This is a genomic window from Microcoleus sp. PH2017_28_MFU_U_A, from assembly GCF_020738035.1.
Lineage (GTDB): Bacteria > Cyanobacteriota > Cyanobacteriia > Cyanobacteriales > Microcoleaceae > Microcoleus.
In genome coordinates this window covers 12,985-33,925 of sequence record NZ_JAEQCX010000077.1, presented here as the reverse complement: position 1 = coordinate 33,925, position 20,941 = coordinate 12,985, and the positions used below count along the sequence as shown (strand labels likewise).

18 protein-coding genes and 3 tRNA genes are annotated in these 20,941 nt (G+C 45.4%); 8 read left to right on the top strand and 13 right to left on the bottom strand.

The features are described 5' to 3' along the window. The first annotated feature begins 332 nt into the window (after positions 1–332). The gene (locus tag JGK14_RS19620) at positions 333–2,036 is read left to right on the top strand and encodes a lipoxygenase family protein (protein ID WP_325315400.1); all 1,704 of its coding nucleotides are present in this window, start codon (positions 333–335) and stop codon (positions 2,034–2,036) included. A 133-nt stretch (positions 2,037–2,169) separates the two neighbouring features. Here the strand turns inward: JGK14_RS19620 and JGK14_RS19615 are convergent, their stop codons facing one another. The 4 genes from JGK14_RS19615 to JGK14_RS19600 all read right to left on the bottom strand — a co-directional run bounded on the left by JGK14_RS19615 (position 2,170) and on the right by JGK14_RS19600 (position 6,493). Beyond that, positions 2,170–3,297 (bottom strand): fatty acid desaturase family protein, encoded by a 1,128-nt coding sequence (locus JGK14_RS19615; RefSeq protein WP_293186365.1) that lies wholly within the window; start codon positions 3,295–3,297, stop codon positions 2,170–2,172. Positions 3,298–4,071: 774 nt separating this feature from the next. After that, entirely contained in the window at positions 4,072–5,337 is a 1,266-nt protein-coding gene (locus tag JGK14_RS19610; protein WP_293186363.1) for a glutamate-5-semialdehyde dehydrogenase, read from the bottom strand. Positions 5,338–5,341: 4 nt separating this feature from the next. Continuing rightward, entirely contained in the window at positions 5,342–5,746 is a 405-nt protein-coding gene (locus JGK14_RS19605; protein WP_293186361.1) for a hypothetical protein, read from the bottom strand. A 675-nt stretch (positions 5,747–6,421) separates the two neighbouring features. Further along, positions 6,422–6,493: transfer RNA gene (locus JGK14_RS19600), tRNA-Gly, on the bottom strand. A 220-nt stretch (positions 6,494–6,713) separates the two neighbouring features. Between JGK14_RS19600 and JGK14_RS19595 the strand changes: the two genes are divergently transcribed. The 5 genes from JGK14_RS19595 (at position 6,714) to JGK14_RS19575 (ending at position 10,163) form a co-directional block, all read left to right on the top strand. Beyond that, positions 6,714–6,854 carry a hypothetical protein gene (locus JGK14_RS19595; RefSeq protein WP_293185447.1) on the top strand — a complete coding sequence of 47 codons (141 nt, stop codon included), beginning with the start codon at positions 6,714–6,716 and terminating at the stop codon, positions 6,852–6,854. Between the two features lie 161 nt (positions 6,855–7,015). Continuing rightward, complete coding sequence (locus JGK14_RS19590) at positions 7,016–7,477, top strand: hypothetical protein (RefSeq protein ID WP_293185448.1); 462 nt, start codon at positions 7,016–7,018, stop codon at positions 7,475–7,477. Positions 7,478–7,773: 296 nt separating this feature from the next. After that, entirely contained in the window at positions 7,774–9,594 is a 1,821-nt protein-coding gene (locus JGK14_RS19585) for an ABC transporter ATP-binding protein (protein ID WP_325315399.1), read from the top strand. Positions 9,595–9,942: 348 nt separating this feature from the next. Further along, a tRNA-Tyr gene (locus JGK14_RS19580) sits at positions 9,943–10,027 on the top strand. 64 nt (positions 10,028–10,091) lie between these two features. Further along, positions 10,092–10,163: transfer RNA gene (locus JGK14_RS19575), tRNA-Thr, on the top strand. A gap of 648 nt (positions 10,164–10,811) precedes the next feature. On the opposite strand, the gene JGK14_RS19570 is transcribed toward JGK14_RS19575, so the two are convergent. Both JGK14_RS19570 and JGK14_RS19565 read right to left on the bottom strand, forming a co-directional pair. After that, positions 10,812–12,248, bottom strand: a complete 1,437-nt coding sequence (locus tag JGK14_RS19570) for a hypothetical protein (RefSeq protein ID WP_293185451.1) — start codon at positions 12,246–12,248, stop codon at positions 10,812–10,814. Positions 12,249–12,482: 234 nt separating this feature from the next. Continuing rightward, the gene (locus tag JGK14_RS19565; RefSeq protein WP_293207308.1) at positions 12,483–13,376 is read right to left on the bottom strand and encodes a peptidoglycan DD-metalloendopeptidase family protein; all 894 of its coding nucleotides are present in this window, start codon (positions 13,374–13,376) and stop codon (positions 12,483–12,485) included. Between JGK14_RS19565 and JGK14_RS19560 the strand changes: the two genes are divergently transcribed. Together JGK14_RS19560 and JGK14_RS19555 are read left to right on the top strand one after the other, a co-directional pair. Further along, positions 13,376–13,648: a hypothetical protein gene (locus JGK14_RS19560; protein WP_325315398.1), complete on the top strand. Its 273-nt coding sequence runs from the start codon at positions 13,376–13,378 to the stop codon at positions 13,646–13,648. The genes JGK14_RS19565 and JGK14_RS19560 overlap by 1 nt on opposite strands. A gap of 48 nt (positions 13,649–13,696) precedes the next feature. Continuing rightward, a complete protein-coding gene (locus JGK14_RS19555) occupies positions 13,697–14,914 on the top strand; it encodes an HhoA/HhoB/HtrA family serine endopeptidase (RefSeq protein ID WP_293313642.1) in 1,218 nt (405 codons plus the stop codon). 325 nt (positions 14,915–15,239) lie between these two features. On the opposite strand, the gene JGK14_RS19550 is transcribed toward JGK14_RS19555, so the two are convergent. The 7 genes from JGK14_RS19550 to JGK14_RS19520 form a co-directional block, all read right to left on the bottom strand. Then, positions 15,240–15,587, bottom strand: coding sequence for a DUF760 domain-containing protein (locus tag JGK14_RS19550; protein WP_293185454.1), 348 nt, complete (start codon positions 15,585–15,587; stop codon positions 15,240–15,242). Positions 15,588–15,629: 42 nt separating this feature from the next. Beyond that, positions 15,630–16,145 (bottom strand): SMC-Scp complex subunit ScpB, encoded by a 516-nt coding sequence (gene scpB / locus JGK14_RS19545; protein ID WP_293185455.1) that lies wholly within the window; start codon positions 16,143–16,145, stop codon positions 15,630–15,632. An 87-nt stretch (positions 16,146–16,232) separates the two neighbouring features. Then, entirely contained in the window at positions 16,233–17,084 is an 852-nt protein-coding gene (locus JGK14_RS19540) for an ABC transporter ATP-binding protein (RefSeq protein ID WP_325315397.1), read from the bottom strand. 460 nt (positions 17,085–17,544) lie between these two features. Continuing rightward, a complete protein-coding gene (locus tag JGK14_RS19535; RefSeq protein ID WP_293243277.1) occupies positions 17,545–18,219 on the bottom strand; it encodes a hypothetical protein in 675 nt (224 codons plus the stop codon). Positions 18,220–18,221: 2 nt separating this feature from the next. Then, positions 18,222–18,893, bottom strand: a complete 672-nt coding sequence (locus JGK14_RS19530; RefSeq protein ID WP_293220273.1) for a hypothetical protein — start codon at positions 18,891–18,893, stop codon at positions 18,222–18,224. A gap of 65 nt (positions 18,894–18,958) precedes the next feature. After that, positions 18,959–19,210, bottom strand: a complete 252-nt coding sequence (locus tag JGK14_RS19525) for a TIGR02450 family Trp-rich protein (protein WP_293185459.1) — start codon at positions 19,208–19,210, stop codon at positions 18,959–18,961. A 58-nt stretch (positions 19,211–19,268) separates the two neighbouring features. Next, positions 19,269–20,474 carry an RNA-guided endonuclease InsQ/TnpB family protein gene (locus JGK14_RS19520; protein WP_293185460.1) on the bottom strand — a complete coding sequence of 402 codons (1,206 nt, stop codon included), beginning with the start codon at positions 20,472–20,474 and terminating at the stop codon, positions 19,269–19,271. Positions 20,475–20,941 lie beyond the last annotated feature (467 nt).

Genomic DNA, 20,941 nt, shown 5'->3' with positions numbered 1-20,941 from the left:
CGGTAATTCGGCAACCTCCGCCATCAATTAATTCCTCAGCTACTGTTGCAGAAATTCTCTAAATTAGGAGAAATTTCCCTTCGAGCTATGGATTTGAGTGCGGGATGAAGCTTGACTGAGCATCCCAAAATCCCCGTGCTTGGAAATCGGCGACTGGTACCAGCAACATAAGTCGAAACTGTCCGGATCGCCATTACCTATCTGCGAACTATGATTGTATCAAGGTCTCTTAGACCGTCACAAAACTTAGTTCATCCCATCCTCGTTTTATGGTAATTTTTACCTATATGTTACTAAAAAACAAGGGTAAAATTTGATAAATGGTGAAAATCATGAAACCTTCCCTTCCCCAAGACGATGCGAATAAACAAAAGCGCAGCGATTTCTTAAGTCGCGAGCAACAAGCTTACCAGTTTGACTATAACAGTTTATCACCTTTGGCATTATTGAAAACCGTGCCAGCGAATGAGAATTTTTCAAGCGATTATATTGGAGAACGCATAATAGCAACCTCTGAACTTGCTGTAAATATGTTGGCAGTCCGGGCGAGATCTTTTCTAGATCCTCTCGACGAACTCCAAGATTATGAAGACTTCTTTCCCGTACTGCGGTTGCCTCAAGTTGCCAAGACTTACCAAACCGATCGCTCTTTTGCCGAACAGCGGTTGTCTGGGGCAAATCCGATGGTACTTCGTCTCTTAAGTGCCACCGATCCTCGGGCAGAAATCATCACAAAACTGGACAGCAAGCAGCCATTATTGGAACTCCCCAAACTGTTACGGGAAAAAAGTATTTACATTGCCGACTACACAGGTACAGATCCAAACTATCGCGCACCTTCTCGAATTCAGGGAGGCACCTACGAAAAGGGCAGGAAATACTTGCCGAAACCTCGTGCTTTCTTCGCTTGGCGGTGGACTGGAGTGCGCGATCGCGGTGAACTGGTACCCATTGCGATCCAACTAGACCCCAAACCGGGCAGCCGTGTCTACACGCCGTCTGATCCGCCACTCAATTGGTTATTTGCCAAACTCTGCGTGCAAGTAGCAGATGCCAATCACCACGAAATGAGTTCGCATTTAGGTCGAACCCATCTAGTTATGGAACCAATTGCGATCGTCACAGCGCGACAGTTAGCTGAAAATCATCCCCTCAGCTTATTGCTCAAACCCCACTTTCGCTTCATGTTGACCAACAACAATCTCGCACGCAACCAGTTGATCGCCCCTGGAGGTCCCGTCGATGAGTTGCTGGCAGGAACCTTGCCAGAGACAATAGAGATAGGTAGAGAAGCCTGCACTAACTGGAGTCTGGATCAATTTGCCTTCCCAACCGAACTCAAAAATCGCGGAATGGACAACACAACTCAACTACCTCACTACCCTTACCGAGATGATGGATTGCTGCTGTGGAACGCGATTAAAACCTTTGTCTCCGGCTATCTCAAATACTTTTACCCGACAAAGCAGAAACTTACCGATGATACCGAACTGCAACGCTGGGCCCAAGAATTATCATCGGAGAAAGGGGGTAAAGTCAAAGGAATGCCACAGCGCATTGAGGATGTTGAACAATTGATTGATATTGTCACAACAGTGATTTTTACCTGCGGGCCGCAGCATTCTGCTGTGAATTATACCCAGCATCAATACATGAGTTTTGCTGCCAATATGCCTTTGGCTGCCTACCGCGATATTCCGGCGATTAACAAGTCAGAGACTCCCGAAGTAATTACGGAAATGAAAATTTTACAGTTGCTTCCGCCCTACAAAAAAACTGCCGAACAACTGCAAATTTTGTTTACTCTGTCAGCTTATAAATACGATCGTTTGGGTTATTATGATAAATCTTTCCGAGAACTCTATCGTGCCACCTTCGACGAAGTTTTTGAAGGTACTCCGATCCAACAGTTAGTCAGACAGTTCCAGCAAGATTTGAATGTGGCAGAACAGAAGATAGATCTGAACAATAAAAAGCGATTAGTGCCATATATTGCTCTCAAACCTTCTTTAGTGATCAATAGCATCAGTATCTAATACCTAATTCGCGTGAAAAACCGCTGCTAAAATTCAGTAATTTTTCACTATAAGCTCAATTTTCCGACATCATATAACTATCTAAAATCCGTAGGTGTGCACTGCATACCTACGGATTTTTGACATCGTTAAATTAGCGCTTATATTCTTCGATAATACTGCTATTTACCGACATTTTTCCCAACGAATCAGTGAAGGTGACTTCATCTTTATAATGCCGGGGCGTTTCCATCAGCAACCGCCAAGCTTCCCCAGCATCGATTAAATTCATTCGATTGGGATAGTGAACGTTTAACAACTCTTGCACCATCGGGTAATAGTTGGAGTTAATGCTAGGGAAAATGTGGTGTTCTGTATGGTAAGAGAAATTTAAGTGCAGCAGGTCAAATATTTTAGGAACCCGCAGGGAAGTAGTATTGATCAGCGGGTCATTAATGTTGGTCATCCGGCAACCCATGTGGTTGGTATAGATGTAAAACATTGTGCCTGCGTGACCCAGTGCGATCGGCAAAATGTAGGCAAGAGCAACTTTAATCGGGTTAAAGTCTAGGTAAAACAAGATCCCTAGATGGATTCCCAAGATTCCGAGAGATTCCAAGGCGATCGTCAATCGATCTTTCGGACTAACGGTAAACGCAGCGGGCACGTAATCCACAGATTTATCGTTGAATAACAATACCGATGACACGTTGCGGAAGTTATGCACCAACCACGATCCAGCCATGCCTACAATGAACCACAGGGGACTGACTTCCACCGACGGTACAAATAGATTTTGAATCCATTTTCCCCAAGTATCCGGTTGCTGGAACAGGTAATTGCGATCGGGGTCTGCTAAGGAATTGGTGGTACTATGGTGTACGAGGTTGTGCAGCGATTTCCACTGAGTAGGTGGCATCAATAGCATACTTAGGCCTAAAAAGGCGATCGAATAAGTCAGCCGGGATTTTTTCTGAACGCTGCCGTGCATCAGATCGTGGGAGCTAAATAGCAAAACTATGATACTATTGCCCATAATCGCAGCCAAAGGCAAGTAAAGCCCTAAAAGGTAGACAGGCCAGCGATCGAGGTAGTCAGCAATTCCCCATCCCAGCAATAAAATTCCCAGATTGATTAACAGGATTGTTAATTTGCTAGGATCTGGTTCAAAAGCATTTGGTGGCAGCAGCGGACGCAATTTTTTAACATAAGCCGATTGGTGAATTAGCGTTTCGCGATCGACAGTCTCGTCTAAAGAAATGAGCATTTTTTCTGAATTCATTGTTTGCTAATCACACCAAAATGTTAGTCAGATTGTTTTTTTGACATTTATTAGTATATCATATTTGCCGATAAATTGGTTTCATTAAATCATTTTGTGATGATGTTTATATGTGCGATATAGACAATTTTAAAATCATATTTGGTGTAAAAAACTGCCCAATATCTCCGCTTCGCTTCGGCCAATGCCCATGAGTACCTCATATTTATGAGAAAGGCTATATACCAATACGGTTTACTGATATAGCGCCCTGGGGTAAAATCCTCTGAAAAATAGATACGGAGATTGCTTTCATAAAAGATCGCAAAAGCTAACGTTCCTATCTTCGGACAATCTTAAGTAAACCGTATTGGGCTATATATACTTAAATTAATACCTATTTAAAAAAATATTGATATCAATTATTATTGATTGTCGATAAATTATCTGTCATTTGCATAACTCCGGCTGGAAACCATACTGTGCCATTGGCATAAAGATGAGATGCTCTAATTTCGGTAGTAGCAATATTTTGTATATAGCGGATCAAGCGAAAGATGGGTACGTTGTTGGGAAGAAGGCCCTATACGTTTAAGCGGTTATGTAAGCTATAGCGGATCAAGCGAAAGATTCGCGGACGTTGTTGGGAAGAAGGCCCTCTTAATTTCAGTGGTTATATAACCTGTCAGTCATACCTCACCTTTTTGAGAAAGGCTATATCATTCATACCTCATCTTTTTGATAACGGCTATAATTGGTATAAATTCAACAGGAAAACTGCCAAAGATAACTCAGTTAAAATTCTCCGTTACCTTGAACAATTTCTTTAATTGTTGTCAGCGTATCTAGCCCTATCAATCCCCGACGATAGCCTTTTTGGTTGGACATTCCCAGAAAAATTGCATCTCCCCGATTTTGATAGCGCCAAAACCGAGGGGAGGCATTAATAAAAGTTGAGGCGCTGTTCACATCCAGAGCAAATTGGCGGCTTTCTAAATAAGATTCAGTGGCGATGGCGTCAGCGTGGCCGCTGCTGTAGCGGTTAATCCAGCCGATCGCAATTTCCAAACTATCAACAACTTTAAACGCGATGGTTTTGTTTAAATACGGTTGAGTCCACTCGTAGGGTTCCGCCAGCTTCAAGTCTGGGAAATCTGCGACAAGATCCGCATCTGCGGTAATTTGAAAGCCTTTTTCTTTTAAACTGTTCCACAGCCTGACTAAGGAAGAATGCTTTTGGTTGCGATCGATCAATACTTTCTCGATCGCGTTTACCGGATCGGGCACACTTTGATGGCTGTCCAAAATCATCCACCTTGCCATCTCCAAGCTACCAGTCGGCGACCAATAAAGGTAACAATTGCCCATTGCCGATCGCAACACCGGTGCTGTACAAAGCCTCACCACTTGCTGTACCAAACTCGGCCTGCCGTAGGGAATAATTAAATTGAGATATTGGTCTTGAGTGACCAAATCGCGGATCGAAGCGCCCCGATCCGGTGGCAATACCTGCAAACATCCTGACGGCAAACCGACCTCATCGATCGCCGAAACCAAAGCTTCTCCAATTACAGCATTAGTTTGCCAGCTTTCGCTGCCACCTTTGAGAATCAAGCTGTTAGCGCTTTTGAGACACAAACCGGCCGCGATCGCCCCCAACTCGGGAAACGCCTCGTAAATGAGCGCGATCGCCCCCAGCGGCAACGATTGACAGTACACCTGACAGCGATCGACTTGATAAGAAGCATTGATCACCCTGCCAATTGGATCTGGCATTTCCCCCAAGCGTTGCAAAATTTGGACAGTTGTCTTGATCCGTTCCGGCGTCAGCTTCAGCCAGTCCACAATCAAGTCGGGAATCGCCATGTCGCGACTCGCTTCTAAATCCAGAGTATTGGCTTCTAAAATGTCATTTTGTCGGCGTTTGAGTGCGATCGCCATTGCCTGCAAAGCGGCAGCGCGATCCGTACTTTTGGTTGCCGCCAATTCCAAAGAAGCCTGATAAGCGCGGCGGGCGACATTGGCCCCCTCTGATGAATGACTAAAATCCTCTATTATCATTTAACTAACGCCTGTAAGCCAGCCATACCATTAGCGCCGGCAGCATTGCTAACAGCACAGCGACCATTGCCCACAGAATAATATTCGGGCCCGGAGAGTGCAGCGCCAGGGGCAACCAAATCAATAGCGGCACCAAAATCATCCCCAGGGCCAGCGGCAAGTAGTGCGCCTTCAAACCCGGATGTGCCCTGTGCCACTGGTGCCCCGTCCACCGCCAAGCCTGCTTGTAAGGATAGTTCGTTGATAGTTGCTCGATGACGTGTCCGTTTTCCTCCAATACAAATATTTGCTGACAGCGGTTGCAGCCAAAGGCTTCTGTCAGCGTTATGGGTACGAGACGGCCGCGGCGCCGGCAAGGGCACGGGTACTCATCGTTTAAGTCAATTTTGGGAGCTTTTTGAGATGGCACGAGCGATCGGATAAAAAAAGCGTTTTTGCAAAAATAATCGTTAACATATCCATTTAATCAAACTTTTGATACTCCCGAACCCGAGTCATAGACGGGGATTCTTGAATAGTCCAAAGTCGGGCTTGTCTTCGGCGTTATCAAGCCACCGCTACTAACTCAGTTTGAATTTCTTCAAACATTCCGTATACTTTTGTTTTTTTTTATTTCGTCCTGCCATCACTAGCCAACAGGTACGGTAGGCTCAACATCCTGCCATTATTCGCAATGAGAGCTGTTTCGGATATGGGCCGAATATGCCCGTTGCAGGGATTGCTCCCAACTCAGGATGTTTCAACACGCAGGTGGTTATTCTTACTCGATATTTTTGATGATAACATCAACTTTTGATTAACTCTGTAAAAAATACCTAAAGAAATCTTCAAGACGGTTGAAACCGCTATCGAATTTCCCCATACCTAAAGTCAGGAGCTTGAGTCTCGCTTCCCGGTCAATTCTCCCCAGTCGAGGCTTTTAACTGCCTGTTCCGATCGCCCGCCCGATCGGCTATTGTGACTTGCCAGTTATCCAATCAATTTTACCACTAACTTAGGTGTTTTCAACAACCGTTAGGAGTATATGCGATATCTTCTCGCTATACTTTCCGGCTTAGTCTTCCTGGTTTTCTTGATTTTTAAAAGCGGGTGACGCGATTCGAACGCGCGACATTCACCTTGGCAAGGTGACGCTCTACCACTGAGCTACACCCGCATTTGCTGCGGTATTAATAATATTGCCTCACTGCTCGGAATTTGTCAAGTGTTTTTTGTAAGTTTTTTTCATAAACTCGCTGGGGCGCACCCGAATGCCTCACCCCGCCTGAAATTGCAGCAAGCAGATTGTTAAAAAAATCAGTAATTGCAGTGCTTTTGACCGCGATCCGCCGAGGGCAAAGCTACAATCAAGCTGCAATTGTGGGAGAACACTGCTCATGTCAGACTTAAATCGCGGAATCATGAAGTTCAAGGGAGCTGACAGCCCGATCGCGATCGCCATTTCAGCGATCGTCATTGCTGGAGGCATCGCCGTCTTAATCTGGTGGGCGCTGCAATCAGCCTACGCCTTCAGCTAACAGACTGCTCAAACCTAAAAATTAGAAAGCTTTTGTCAGAAGACAGAATTTAAGCAAATTCTGTCTTCTGTATTTTTTTGCCCTTAGACAGCACTTGCCAAACAGTTGTACGGTGCTTATCCTGGTCTTGATAACGGTTTCAAACTCCTAACTTAGCTAATATGCGATCGACTGTCTTAACCGTAGCTCTTCTGTGTTTAGCCACCCCTGCTTTTGCTACCACCTGCGAAGAAAGCTTCCAAAAAAAGGGAGACTTTTTCAATGGCGCTGCATTTTCTGCGCGCGTTCAGGTTGAGGGGTTAACGGTAGAAAAAGCATTTTCCCAATTGCGACCCATTTTAGCTCGCGAGGGCATCAAGACTGTTAGCACTGATGTAAGTATGGGTACCATGAAAGCGGAAAATCCCGCAACCGCATTTCAGCGTGCTTTGCCGATCGATGTATTTGCCTCACAGGATGGCAACCTGTTAAATGTAGAGATGATCTTTACCATTCCGAGTGGGGTGGGTGCAAGCAGGGATACCGTGAAAAAATACTTGTGTGGCGCCCTCAATCAATTACTGCCCAAAAGTACCAGTACAAGGACTTCTGCGACACTCCAACTAAGTTCAGCATTGGATTAATTCGATCGCTCTTTTTGAAACTATCTGCGTTAATCTGCGTTAGTCCGTGGTTTTCTGTTCCTGCATCAACGCTTAAAATATCATCGCGGGCGATCGATCTGCTTCATTCGATCGCCCCTTCCCAATAATATTTATCCCAAATCTGCGATCGCACTCCTAAACGAGCTGAGCTGCTTCAGATTTTCCCGATCGATTTCCCCGAATAATTACTTTTGTAGTATACTTGTAATTCAAGCGCCATCGCGCGCAGTTATCAGACTCAAGTGTTTGCAAGGGTTGTATCGCAACAGAAATTTATGGCAAGTTTTCGGGACATCCTTAAATACTACACCCGCTACAGTCAAATCTCAGTTCTCAGCATCGGTGCATCCAGCCTGTTTGCGATCGCGGATTTAGCTGTGCCCTACGCGATTGGGCAACTCTTAAATGTATTGTCGGGTCAACCTCCAGACATAATAACGCAAAAATCGATCGCAGCGATCGCCTCACTTACCCAGCAGTCACCCAGCAAGATATTATCGCTATCCGTCTTGCTGGGCTTGATTTTTGTGGTAACAGTCGTCAAAGCACCCATAGAACTTTGGATGGGAAATTGGTTCCATTGGGTAGTACCCTTGAGAGCAAGGCGGGATTGGATGAAAGGAGCGATCGGCAAAATGCTCACCTTACCCTTAGAATTCTACGACGAAAACAACGCCGGACGGATTTCCAGTCGCATCGCCAAAGGCATCGCCAACCATACTTGGACATACCCAGAAATTGCCGCTGAATTCATCCCAGAAGTCGTCCGCTTAATCGGCATCTTTGCAGTTATTTGGTTAATTGAATGGCGCATCGGCTTATTAATTTCAATTTCCTTCGTATTTATCCTCAGTTTCACCCTCAAAGGCCTCCAAGGGCTGACTCGGCGCGAAGAAATTCTGGATGAATACATCGAAGATACCGAAAGTCGCAACTCAGAAATTATTACAAACATCAAAACAGTCAAAGCTTTTGCCACTGAAACAAACGAACTAAAAAAGCAAACAACCAGACTCGATCGCGAGTTGAAAGTTGTAATTCAACGCATTCACAAAGGATACGTCATCCTGGGGACATACCGACAAGCAATCGTCCAGCTTTGCCTGTTTTCAGTTCTCGGTTTTAGTCTAGCAGCAACAGTTGCAGGCAAGATATCTCTGGGATATTTTGTTACCGTTTACACCTTGGCAAGTATGGCCTATTCGCAACTGCGCCCGATTAGTATTATCGCCGAATTATTTGCCCGCCGCTATTCTTCAATGATCCGCTTCCATGAGTTTATGCAGTTACCAGACGGTGTTGATGCGGTGAATTTAGCAACTGAAAATGCTGTATCTGCTTCGTCTTATAGATTTAGCGGGAAAATTGAGTTTTGCGGGCTGACATTCGGGTACGATCGCGAAAAGCCAGTTTTGCAGGATATCAATTTATTGATTCATCCCCGTCAAACCATAGCATTAGTAGGGCGATCGGGTTCCGGGAAATCAACATTAGTGAAACTGCTGTTTCGATATTTTGAGCCTAACTCCGGCCGCATTCTGATCGACGGCGAGGATATTTCCAGTTTAAATGTCACTGGCTACCGCAAGCGTTTAGCCATTGTCCACCAAGAAGTAGACGTGTTTAACGGTAGTTTGCTGGATAATTTGACATACGGCAACCCGAAAGCAACTTTCGCCCAGGTTGAAGAAGCTTGTCGCATCGCCAGAGTTGATGAGTTTGTGAACTTGTTGCCCCAAGGTTACTATACCGTTGTCGGGGAACGGGGAATGCGGTTATCTGGCGGTCAGCGACAGCGGTTAGGCATTGCTAGGGCGCTGTTAGTGGATCCGGACGTGTTAATCTTTGATGAAGCTACTTCTAGTTTGGATTATGAGTCAGAGCGATCGATCCAGCTAGCTATGCAGAACATCCTCGGTACGCGCACCACCATAATTATCGCCCACCGCCTGAGTACAATTCGCGAAGCCGATGCGATCGTCGTACTCGACGGCGGTAAAATCGTCGAAGTTGGCAGCCACGACGAACTCTTGAACCAAAAAGGCATTTACCGCCGCCTGCACTCCCTGCAAGAAACTGGCGAATTAGTAAATTAGGAATTCCCACTGAACCCAGACTTCCGGTGCTATAAGAATCCTAGACACACAGGTGGCCAGAAACCTGTTTTTTAGCAAAATATTCCTTGTAACCTGTTTCTTGTAAGGTTCGTAGTGCGGACTTCAGTCAGCTTTCCGTTCGTAGTGCGGACTTCAGTCAGCTTTCCGTTCGTAGTGCGGACTTCAGTCCGCTTTCCGGCGGAGGACTTACAGGCGCGAACTGTTTTTGTTATGGTAATCGATCGGACGCGACATGACTTATGTGTTCAGTCTTGAATGATTAGAGTTTTAAATGTCATGTTGCAAAAAAAGAAGAATCTGCTAGGATGTTTAACTGTGGGTACAAATGGGTCGGTGCCCGAGCGGTTAATGGGGGCGGACTGTAAATCCGCTGGCTACGCCTACGCTGGTTCAAATCCAGCCCGGCCCACCACAATTCACATAAAAGTTAAAAATCAACAATTAAATTTTTTAATGGGAAGTTTTTAATTTTTTACGCCCGTATAACTCAGTGGTAGAGTACCTCCTTGGTAAGGAGGAAGTCATGAGTTCAAATCTCATTACGGGCTTGGCTTTCTAAGACTTATGCCTTGACATTTTTAGAATATCAGCTAATCCCGATTAACGTTTTTCGATAATTTTGTTTATCAGTTTAACAAAAAAAAGCATAACTGCCCCTAATGTTAAGATTTATCAGAAAACTGGGTTGAAAACCCCGTCCTTTTAGGACAGCTTTAATTTCTAGGATCTATTCCTAAAAAATTGCGTAAACTAGAAAGAAGTATAGTATACTATAATAGTCAAGGTTAAACTCCTTTACCATCGTGAAACAGTTAAGACACACTTTTAGGTATAAACCGGGGGACGCAGAGCAGCGAAAACTCTTAAAACAGCTAAAGGGTCAACGCATCCTTTTTACCAGTAAAAACAAAGAACTTTCTTGATTTGTTAAGTAGGGTAGGGCATACCCAAACTCTAGGCTTGTATCCTAGTACGCTTTTGGAGATAGACCCTCTGGGGTTGCTGTGAGTTAGGCTCGTCAATTTGTACTATTGTACGGTTGAAAGGTTTAAGAACTGCCGCAAGGACATGGCGCTTAAAGGTCAGTCGATGAATTAAGAATCCCCACACCTTTAGGTTGGGGAGTGTCAAATCCCGTCTTCGTAGGTTGCCCCTAGGGTTTTTTATTTCATAGCGCCCAATAGCCGATGTAGAGGTTAGATGTCGGTTAACAGTTCGGTGATTTTGTCAGGGCTGACGCTGTAGATGCTAGCCGTATAAGCAATCATTTTAGCGTCAGCCCCTAGTTGTTTAAGCACCTTGATAGCAGAGTTTAGTGGAATAGCTTGGTTGTCTGACTTGGTTAGTAAGTCAATAGTGGTCTGGGTAGTCTGTCGTCTTTTATAAACTGTGTCATTCATTGTTGGGCTATGACCTAAGCTCATAGCGCGAGTTTCAAGACTTATCCCGCTCATCATTCCATTAAGATTACTCAGGTGTCGTAATGCGTGAGTCTGGGTAAACTTGCTCCAACTTTCTAAGCGGTCACGAGCCGATTTGTTGTATTTTCCGACTATTGTATTAGGGTTAGTTGAAACCAGGTTGAGTTCCGGCAGTTTGGCTGACTTGATTTCTAGTTGCTCTATCAAGTTAGCGTGAGTAGGGGGTAACAACGGAATAGTCAAGCGGTAGCCTGTTTTGGTTGTGGTATTCAGTGCAGTTTTATCCCCTACTACGGCAATCATTTTTGTGTTTATAGGGTCACTCAATGCGGGGATAGTAGCACCATCTTTGGTTTTAAACGGTTGGTTTACGTTCTGAATGGCAAACACTTCATGCACTCGCAGACCGTACACTATCTGCATTGAGAACACCCATAACCAAGCTTTTCGAGATTCTAAATGGTATCGCTTGTCATTGGCGGGAATATTTAGTACGTCGTTGCGTAGTTGCAAGAAATCCTCAATTGATACAGCTTGCAAGTCATCACGATAAATGGTTTGCTTGCCGTCAATATTGCTTAACTCCTCACGCAGTCGAGAGTCGCCAATAGTTTCGGCAAGTTTTTTCATCACGGACAAACAGGTCTGACGAGTTTTACTACCTGTTTTCTTGCTGTTAATAACTGACATTACGTCGGTGAGGTTTACTATTGTATCTTGCGGTAGCAGCTTGTAATATTGCCCGTATGCGTCATACCAGATAGATAGATGCGAAGCATTTTCTTTGTCTCGCTTCTGACGCTTTTTAGTGTATCCGTCCCAGTATCCGGCTTCTACTTTTGCGATCGCCTCACCAAACGTTATTAGGTCATTCCTGACGACGTTCTTTCCTAAGATTACATCGTCGTACCAACTCCAGAACTCTGTCTCGCTAGAAAGTGATTCTAGCGCGGTAGCGACTAGATGCGCTTTCTTCAGAGCGTCGGAGACACCCTGCATCGTCAGATTGCACCCACAGGACTTGTTGAATGGTTTGTCACCCAGTTTGAATTGGAGGGTGATGTAAGACCCCTTAGCTTTGCTATCTTTCTTCAACGCTACCACTTTGGGGCTTTCTTTTTGTGCCTCCTTCAGATAATCCAGAACCCGCTCATAGCCAATTAGGTAGTCTCCCCAGGTGCTAACGGTGACTGATTTAGATTTTTCGCTCATTTTTCGCTCATTTTTCGCTCGTTGAGTCTGCTTGTTGTCTACAGCTTACAGCGAAGAACTCGTTTTTCAATCAGATGCGGAAACAAGTCTTCTGAGATGAGCGATATATGGGCTGGAATGTCGTAAACTCATTAATTAAGTGAGGGGGTGCAATTCAAATCTCGCCAAGGGCTGGGAGTAAATTATCTCATAAAAAAAATATATGTGGTTGAATTGCGTGTTCAACCACCAATTCTATTTTTTAAGAGTAGCTTGCAAATAAACCAACGGATCTTCAGCTACCCAACCCGAACCCGAATTGTACCGAACTTCAAAATGCAAGTGAGATTGCGGAATATCCCGTTTTCCCGTCATCCCCACACTTCCCAAAACTTCTCCAAACTGAACTTTTTGACCGACTTTCACCGCAATATCTCTTACATGAGCGTAGCGCGTTTGCTTCCCCGCTTGATGGTTCACGACAACTAAATTCCCGTAATCTCCCTGCGGCCCGGCAAAGGCGACAGTCCCTCCGCCCGCCGCCAAAACCTGCGTACCCTCCGCCGCCAAAAAATCTACGCCGCTGTGGAAAAAAAACTCACGACGTACCGGATGCCACTGCCGCCCGAAACGCAAACCTTCCACCGCTGGGGCGGGGAGCGGGAAGCCTTGCACCAACGATGTTGCATCGGGATTTACCGAAGGTGCGATCGACCTATTCACCTTTGGCACAAACACCGTTTGTCCCAAAGACCTGCACCCATTCGCCTCAAATAGCAAATCTGCGGGGACTTGATAAACTTGGGCCAATTTTTGCCAATTCCAGCCCGCAGGTACTTCTACGAGCCTGCCATCGTAGGGAGGAATAACGATCGCACTTCCGGCACTAACTCGACCTCCCCGCAACATCGGATTTATCCCAATCAGCGCCGCTGTTGGCACATTGTACTGTCGCGCTATACTTTCTACCGTTTCGCCCTGGAGAGCGATGTGGCGGCGCGATCGAGCCAAAGCCGCCCCCAGGCAATCGCGGGCGGGGTTGGGGGTTTCTAAAGGTGCGCCGGGAGGAAGATTTGCCGCCGTTTTTTCAACAGGGGCGATCGAGCAAATCAGTGCAGAAATGACCCAAAATAGGCGTTTAGAACTCATTGCGTACAGAAAAAAGTATTCATTTCGGACAATTGACAATTTTTGAGCCGAGTGAAAAGGCTTATTTGAAAACTCCAGCCGTACCCCAGACTGTAAATCCCAGGCTAAGCCAAGTTACGATGAGAAGAATTATTAGTTTTTGTCGTTTTTGGCAAATCAGGCAATTTTTGCCCGTGATGCCCCTGTTGTGCCTGCTTGCTAACAGCTATGTTCTTGAGGAAGTGGTACGCCCCGCCCCGCTTCCTTCCCGTCGCCAAGACAAAAATGCTTAATGCCGAACGTGTCTGCGGGGATGAGGTATTCAGCGGGAGTTGTTAAATATGAGTTTATCTTTTAAGCAGTTGACCCTTTATGTCACTTTGCTGTCTGTTGGGGGAGGCATCGGATGGTTGGGGAATCGCTATCTACAAGGCTCAAACAATCCAGAAACCGGATCAGTTTTGCCCGTGGTGCGCCAGCAAATCCCCTCCTATGTGTCTCCTCCTGTTCAGGAAAATCGCCCAGTCGATCGCAGCAATCCCAATTTTATTGCTGAAGCAGCCGAAAAAGTCGGCCCGGCTGTAGTGCGGATTGACGCATCGACTAAGGTGACAAATCAAGTCCCCGAAGCTTTCAACAATCCTTTATTTCGCCGATTTTTTGGGGACAATTTGCCCAAGCCGGAAGAACGAACCAAGCGGGGTACCGGTTCGGGGTTTATTCTCACTGCTGACGGCCGCATTGTGACTAATGCTCACGTCGTCTCCGGAACGGATACTGTGAAGGTGACGCTCAAAGACGGCCGCGAGTTTGAGGGTAAAGTGCAGGGCGTCGATCCGCTGACGGATGTTGCTGTTGTGAAAATTAATGCCAAGGAACTCCCGCAGGTGACTTTGGGTCGATCGGACAATATTGTACCCGGACAGTGGGCGATCGCGATCGGCAATCCTTTAGGTCTCGACAATACCGTGACTGTGGGCATTATTAGCGCCACGGGTAGAACCAGTTCCCAAGTCGGCATCCCCGACAAACGAGTCCGGTTCATCCAAACCGACGCCGCCATCAACCCCGGCAATTCAGGCGGCCCGCTACTGAACGACCAAGGCGAAGTAATTGGCATCAATACCGCCATTCGCGCCGACGCTCAAGGCTTGGGATTTGCAATTCCGATCGAAACCGCCAAACGAGTGTCAGATCAGTTATTCGCCAAAGGTAAAGCAGAACATCCCTATCTCGGCATTCAAATGCTCAGCTTGACTCCCGCCACCAAGGCAGAAGTCAACAAACAACTCGATAATAAAATTACGATCGATCGAGGCGTAGCCGTGACGAGAGTCGTGGAAAATTCCCCTGCCAAACAAGCCGACTTGCGCGCTGGAGATGTCATCCAAAAAATTGACGGAATTGCGGTCAACACTCCCGGGGACGTACAAGAACGGGTGGAAAACACTGCTGTGGGCAAAGAACTCGAAGTGGAAATTAACCGTTTCGGTCAAGTTCAGAAAATTAAAGTACGTCCGGGTGCTTTTCCCATATCGGGGAGTCCAACCGGTGGTTAAGGATCGCGAATTAAATAATTTACACATATTTGTGGGAAGGGCGTCCCGCCCGTCCTTTCTGGAAGGGCGGGACGCCCTTCCCACAAGAACCATAAAAATTGTAAGTTATTTAATTCTCATTCCTAAGTTCAAGCGGTGGAGTTGAAAAACAAATCTGATGCTGGATAGTCCTAGACGCAAAAACCGGGTTTTGCTACCCAAATCATCCGTGTATCGCCAGGTATACAGGATTAAAAACCCGGTTTCTTAATTCGCTGTCCGTCCAGGAATGTTTATTTTGTCAACAAGTTTCATCTTTCTGGCTTCCCCAAGCCGCCGCTCTTTGTTACTTTTCTTTGGTAGGGTTTGGTTGAATCGAACTCGTGCTTGCTAAATTTTCTTCTAGGTACATCCTCTGCTCCATTTGTCTCAGAAAATAGCCTGTCATCATCGCTGAAGCTAGCAAACCTGCTAAGTTTTCGCGGTCTGTGGTAATTTCGACGTTAAAATTCTCTGAAGGCAGGACGCCGACAAGTCCTTGAACGTTATGAGAGATAATTTCTCTGATTTCTGGGCTGGCGGACTTGGCGATGCGGGCTAGAACCTCCGGGGATTGGTGCTGGAGGTACTTCAGAAGTGGATTGACTGCGGTTTGTTGGGCATTGTTTTGGTCAAAGTCAGGGTGAAAAACCATTTGGCGATTCTTAATTTCTGGCTTGCTACATTCTACTTCAAACTACTCCTCATTGCTTGGGTACAAATTTGCCTGAAAGTCAAGTTGTAATTGTTTGGGCAATTGGTCTACTTGAAAATACCGGTGAAATTTTTCGGTAACTTGTAGCCAGTACGATCGCCCATCCGTTGGCTTTCGTTTCCGCACAAAACCCATTTCTACCAGTTCCTGCACTTGTTGGTAAGCCCCCGAACCCCGCAAATTAACTAAATCTGGCTGCGTGATGCCACCTTTGAGGGCGATCGCCGCCAGCGTCCGCAAAGCCCCAACACCTAATTCTGGGGGTATTAAAGTTTGCATTAAACTCGCAAACTCGTCTCTGAGTTGCAGGCTGTATCCTGTCGGAGTTTCGACGACTTCTAGGGCACTGTCGCGGTGGGAAGAGTCAGACATGAGCTCGATAATCGCATCTTCGGCTTCGGATCGATCGCACTTAGCAATCTCGGCAATCTCTACCAGCGACACCGGCTGACCTTTTAAATAAAGTATGGCTTCTATTGTTGTGGCTAAACGAGTCATTGGGGAATTTGTAATTAGAAATAGAGACGTTGAATTCAGAAGGATCGAGTTATCTAGGAAAACCGGAAAAAAGCAATTAGACATTAATCAATCTAACTGTCTGCCAGTCAGTTCTACAAAAATATCCTCTAAATTAGAAGGACGAACCATCATACCAGTCTTATCCTCTTTCGCATCCAGATAAAAATTCGCTTCTTCCAAAGTCGGGAAAAACTTGTAGTCCCAGCGATCGCCTATTTGCTTCATCACCAACCCTTGACCGTGTTCTTGCCGCAGTTGCGCTAGCGTTCCCAATTGAATCAACTTACCGCCGTCCATAATCCCGATGCGATCGCACAAATACTCTACCTCATCCATATAATGCGTCGTCAACAGCATAGTCATCCCCTGCTTGTTCAAATCTAGAATAATTTCCCACAACCTGCGCCGCGTTTGCGGGTCTAACCCTACAGTCGGTTCGTCCAAAAATAAGATTTCCGGTTCATGCAAAAGCGATCGGGCAATTTGCAACCTCCGCTTCATTCCACCCGACAAAGTTTTGACTAAATCATCCCGTCTTTCTGCTAATTCTACATATCCCAACCACTGTTTAATCAACTGTTGCCGTTTCGGGTTGGGGATGTGGTGCATCCGCCCGTGAAACTCCATATTTTCCCATACAGAAAGCTCATTATCAACGCTAGTTTGTTGTAGCACAACGCCGATGGACTGTTTAACTTGCAAGCTTTGACGCATCACGTCATATCCAGCTACCTGAATTTGACCGCTGCTGGGTTTAGTCAGCGTAGTCAGCATCCGAATTGTCGTCGATTTTCCGGCACCGTTGGGGCCCAGGAGACCGAACATTTCTCCGGCTTCAATCGTGAACGAAAGGTCATTGACAACAGGAATTTTGTTGTAGATTTTGCAGGCATTTTGCAGGGAAACAGCGGCACTCATAGGTATTTTTGTATCAATTATTGCGATCGATCTCTTGTTTCTGGGCCAGAGTTTGCCTGGTCAATCAACCATAATACTTGTGGCGGGTTTACTAACAATCTCAGATTCACATCCACAATAATATCTATCAACCTGCCCCAACCAAACGACAAAATTTGATGGCGGGCAATTCAACAGACATGATATCATCTCTGGATGCAGCAACAAGTGCGATCGACTAAATTTTCTGGTAACACTCATCGTTAAAAATAGCATAAAAATTAGGTTTTTATGCTATTTTTAACGAAGAATCTTGTTAGGGCAACCAATCTGAGTCTCACCCTCAGGTATCAGGCTGATTTTTTTAAATTAAAATCAGACTATTCATTACTCCAATCCTCGGACTTCTAGGTAGAGGTCGCTCTCAAACTGTCAACTGTCAACTGTCAACTGTCAACTGTTGAACGCTGGCATTACCCGCTTATTGCGGTTGAGTTAAGTCAGGGGTCAGTTCCACGATCCGCTTGTCAAGTTGGCGCGCGACTGAACTCATTGTTATAGCGGGTTTCTTGCCATCAACATACAGAATCATCAGATAACTTCCTATTTTTCCCCGTCGAAATACCGCGATTTCGAGATTCATCGTCACACCTTGTATTTTTCCTTGATTTGTCCACCCACGCGATACCTCCCCAATCTTTTCTTCTAAAGTTAAATTAGTAAGATTAGTAAATTGATATTCATTCTTACCACTACTGTTTAAACCTTTGGAGAACTCTTTAGCAAAAACATCTTCACGCATATCTGCGTCAAATTTAGCTCGCTCGATCTGGTTGGTCAGTTTTTGTGTAAATCCTAGGATTATTTGAAAATGCTGATCGTCGTTTTTGTTATAACCAAACACACTTGCTGGTTTCAATATCTGGAGACCGCTGACCAGTTTTTGCATGGTCGCAGGTGGCATCTCTACAAAACCTGCGGGTAAGTCTTGTAAGGTCAGGAATAGGTTGGACAATTCCGGTGCGGGAGTTGGAATATCCGCAGATAGAGTATTGGGAAGAGAGCGAATTGGAATTGCGATCGACTCTTTGCCAAGCGCACTGGCCAATCCAGCACTAATGAGCAAACATACCAAGAACACAAGTTTTTTTTTCATTCTTATTGCGGTTGAGTTAAGTCAGGTTTCAGTTCCATGATGCGCTTGTCTAGTTGCCGCGCGGTCGAGCTACTTGTCATAGTGGGTTGTTTGCCGTCGAGATAGATAATTGCGACAAAACTTCCTATTTTTCCCCGCCGAAACAGCACGAGTTCGACATTGATGAGTAAACCTCGTATTTTTCCTTGACTTCTCCATCCACTCGATACATCGCCAATCTTATCTTCTAAACTTAAAGGCGTAGCATTAGCAAAATTAAATTCCTTGTTGCTACTGTTTAAACCTTTAGAGAACTCTTGTGCAACTTTCTCTTCACGGACTCCTGCATCAAATTGAGATCGATCGATTGCGTTGGGCAGTTGTGTTGTAAATCCCATGACTATTTGAAACTGCTGGTCATCACTCTTTTGATAGCCAAACACGCTTGCTGGTTTAAAGTCAGGCGTACCAGTGCCCATTCTTTTGAGACTCGCAGGTGGCATTTCTGTAAAACCTGCGGGCAAGTCTTGTAAAGTCAGGACTAAGCCGGACAAGTCTGCTGCGGGAGTTGGAATATCGGCAGACAGAGTATTGGGAAGAGAGCGAATTGGAATTGCGATCGACTTTCCGACAACTGCACCGCCCAATCCAGCACTAATTAGCAAACACACCAAGAACACAACTTTTTTTTTCATTACTTCACCCTCTTGCGATTACCATGACCAATCTCTAACTCACTCTACCCCCAAAACGCTATCTTTTACTCTACCGCTTCTAATTCCTCTAATTCTTGTGTAGACTGCCATCCAGCTTGCCAGAGCGATCGATCTTTGAGCTGTTTGGCGTTCAGCCAGAAACGGACATTTGGATCGCAAGCCGCCACCATTTCCGCAAAAACCCATTGACCTTCGTTTTTTCTGTTGACTACTTGAAAGTGCCGCCACCCCCAAGTTTTTTGGTGAGAAGTCCATCGGGAACCAACTAAATAAGGAAATTTTTGTTTTTTCGGCACAGTGTTTTTGTTGACAAATATATGAGAAAGCAAGTTAATTGCATTGACACTCCCCGCCCTATAAGTGCGGGGATTCTAGGTTCACAGTCGCAACTTGCTCAACCAGGGTTGCCCCAAGTAGAGTAGAGGTTACAACTCCCCCAGCGTTACTTTGGGGATGTCCTCCCCTAGATTTTGCTTTAAGCAAAATGTTGATAGCCGCGTTTGTATCTCTGTGCAGGTTACAGCCGCAAACACAAACATGAGTTCTAGCACTCAGAGACTTTCTGACAACTCGTTTGCATTGGCTGCACTCAGCACTCGTGTAGTGAGGGGGAATAGCAACAGCTAGTTTTCCAAACTTGGTAGCAAAATAGTGAATCCACATTCTGAATAGATACCAGCTAGCGTCTGCAATAGATTTAGCTAAGCAGTGGTTTTTGAGCATATTGCTAATTTTTAAGTCTTCGTAGGCTACTAAATCGTTAGATTTGCATACGTTACGCGCCAATCTCTTAGCGTGTTCATTCCGTTGCCTACTTACCCTTAAATGTTTCTTGGAATATCTAGCCCTTGCTTGACGGCGGTTGTTCGATCCTTTCTGTTTTTTATAAATGCGACGTTGAGCGTGCTTGATGTCAGGTTCAGATTTTCTCAAGAATTTAGGATTGGGTTCGTGATATCCGTTGGAATCTGTGTAGAAAGATTCCAAACCAACATCTAAACCGATCTCTTTCCCTGAAAGAGGCTGAATATCTCGACACTCAACATCGACGCAAAACTGACAGTAATAGCCGTCGGCACGGCGCACCAATCTCACTCGTTTAATAGCTACTACTGGATAAGTATGGATGTCCCATTTACCCAGCAACTTTAGCTCTCCGATACCCTTCTTGTCGGTAAAGGTGATACGCCGTTTGGTTGGAATTAGCGACCATCCACTTGTCTTGTACTCAACCGAGCGATTGGATCGCTGAAATTTTGGGTAGCCCTTTTTACCCGGTTTTTTCTTTTTACAGTTGTCGTAAAATCGAGATATAGACAGCCATCCCCGCTCGGCAGCAGCTTGTACTGCCATCGCATTAAGCTCTTTAACAAAGGCGAATTCTTGGCGCAGTTTTGTAGAATACTTGTTCAAAGCAAATCGATCTATCTTGTCTTCCCTTGATGCGTCCATCCAGTAACGAATTGATTTGTTGCGGATGAATTGCACCGTCTGAATCGCTTCGTCGATCGCTCGATATTGAGATGGTTTTGCTTTGACTTTGTATTCAAGGACTAGCATTGATTCTCCCGCGATTTTACGCTTATTCTAGTATACTACAAGCAGAAAAAACTTCCCGTAAAATATCAAAGCCGTCCTATAAGGACGGGATTTGAAACCCAATTTTCTGATAACTTTTTCTGTGGGATGATATTAATATCATAAATAAAAATTGTTCCTTAGTTCAAGTCATTCACCGGATATCCTCCCTCAGAAAGTTCCACATCTCCAACCGTTACCGTCCAGCCCGACTCCCACGCCTAACCCGGACAAAAATTTCAGATTGTTGCCGGCCCTTCTACAAATGCTGTACCGCGTGAAATTCATACCTGCGACAGTTGCTCAGTATTTAATAGAGGAGAACTCCCAACTCTTTACTCTGTCTGCAAGTAGATGGGTTTATTGTAACTTGCAGGAGTTTCGTCGCGGGACTCAAAAATAAAGGCAGTCTCGCGACTGCCCGTGTAATTAGTTATACCTATTCGATA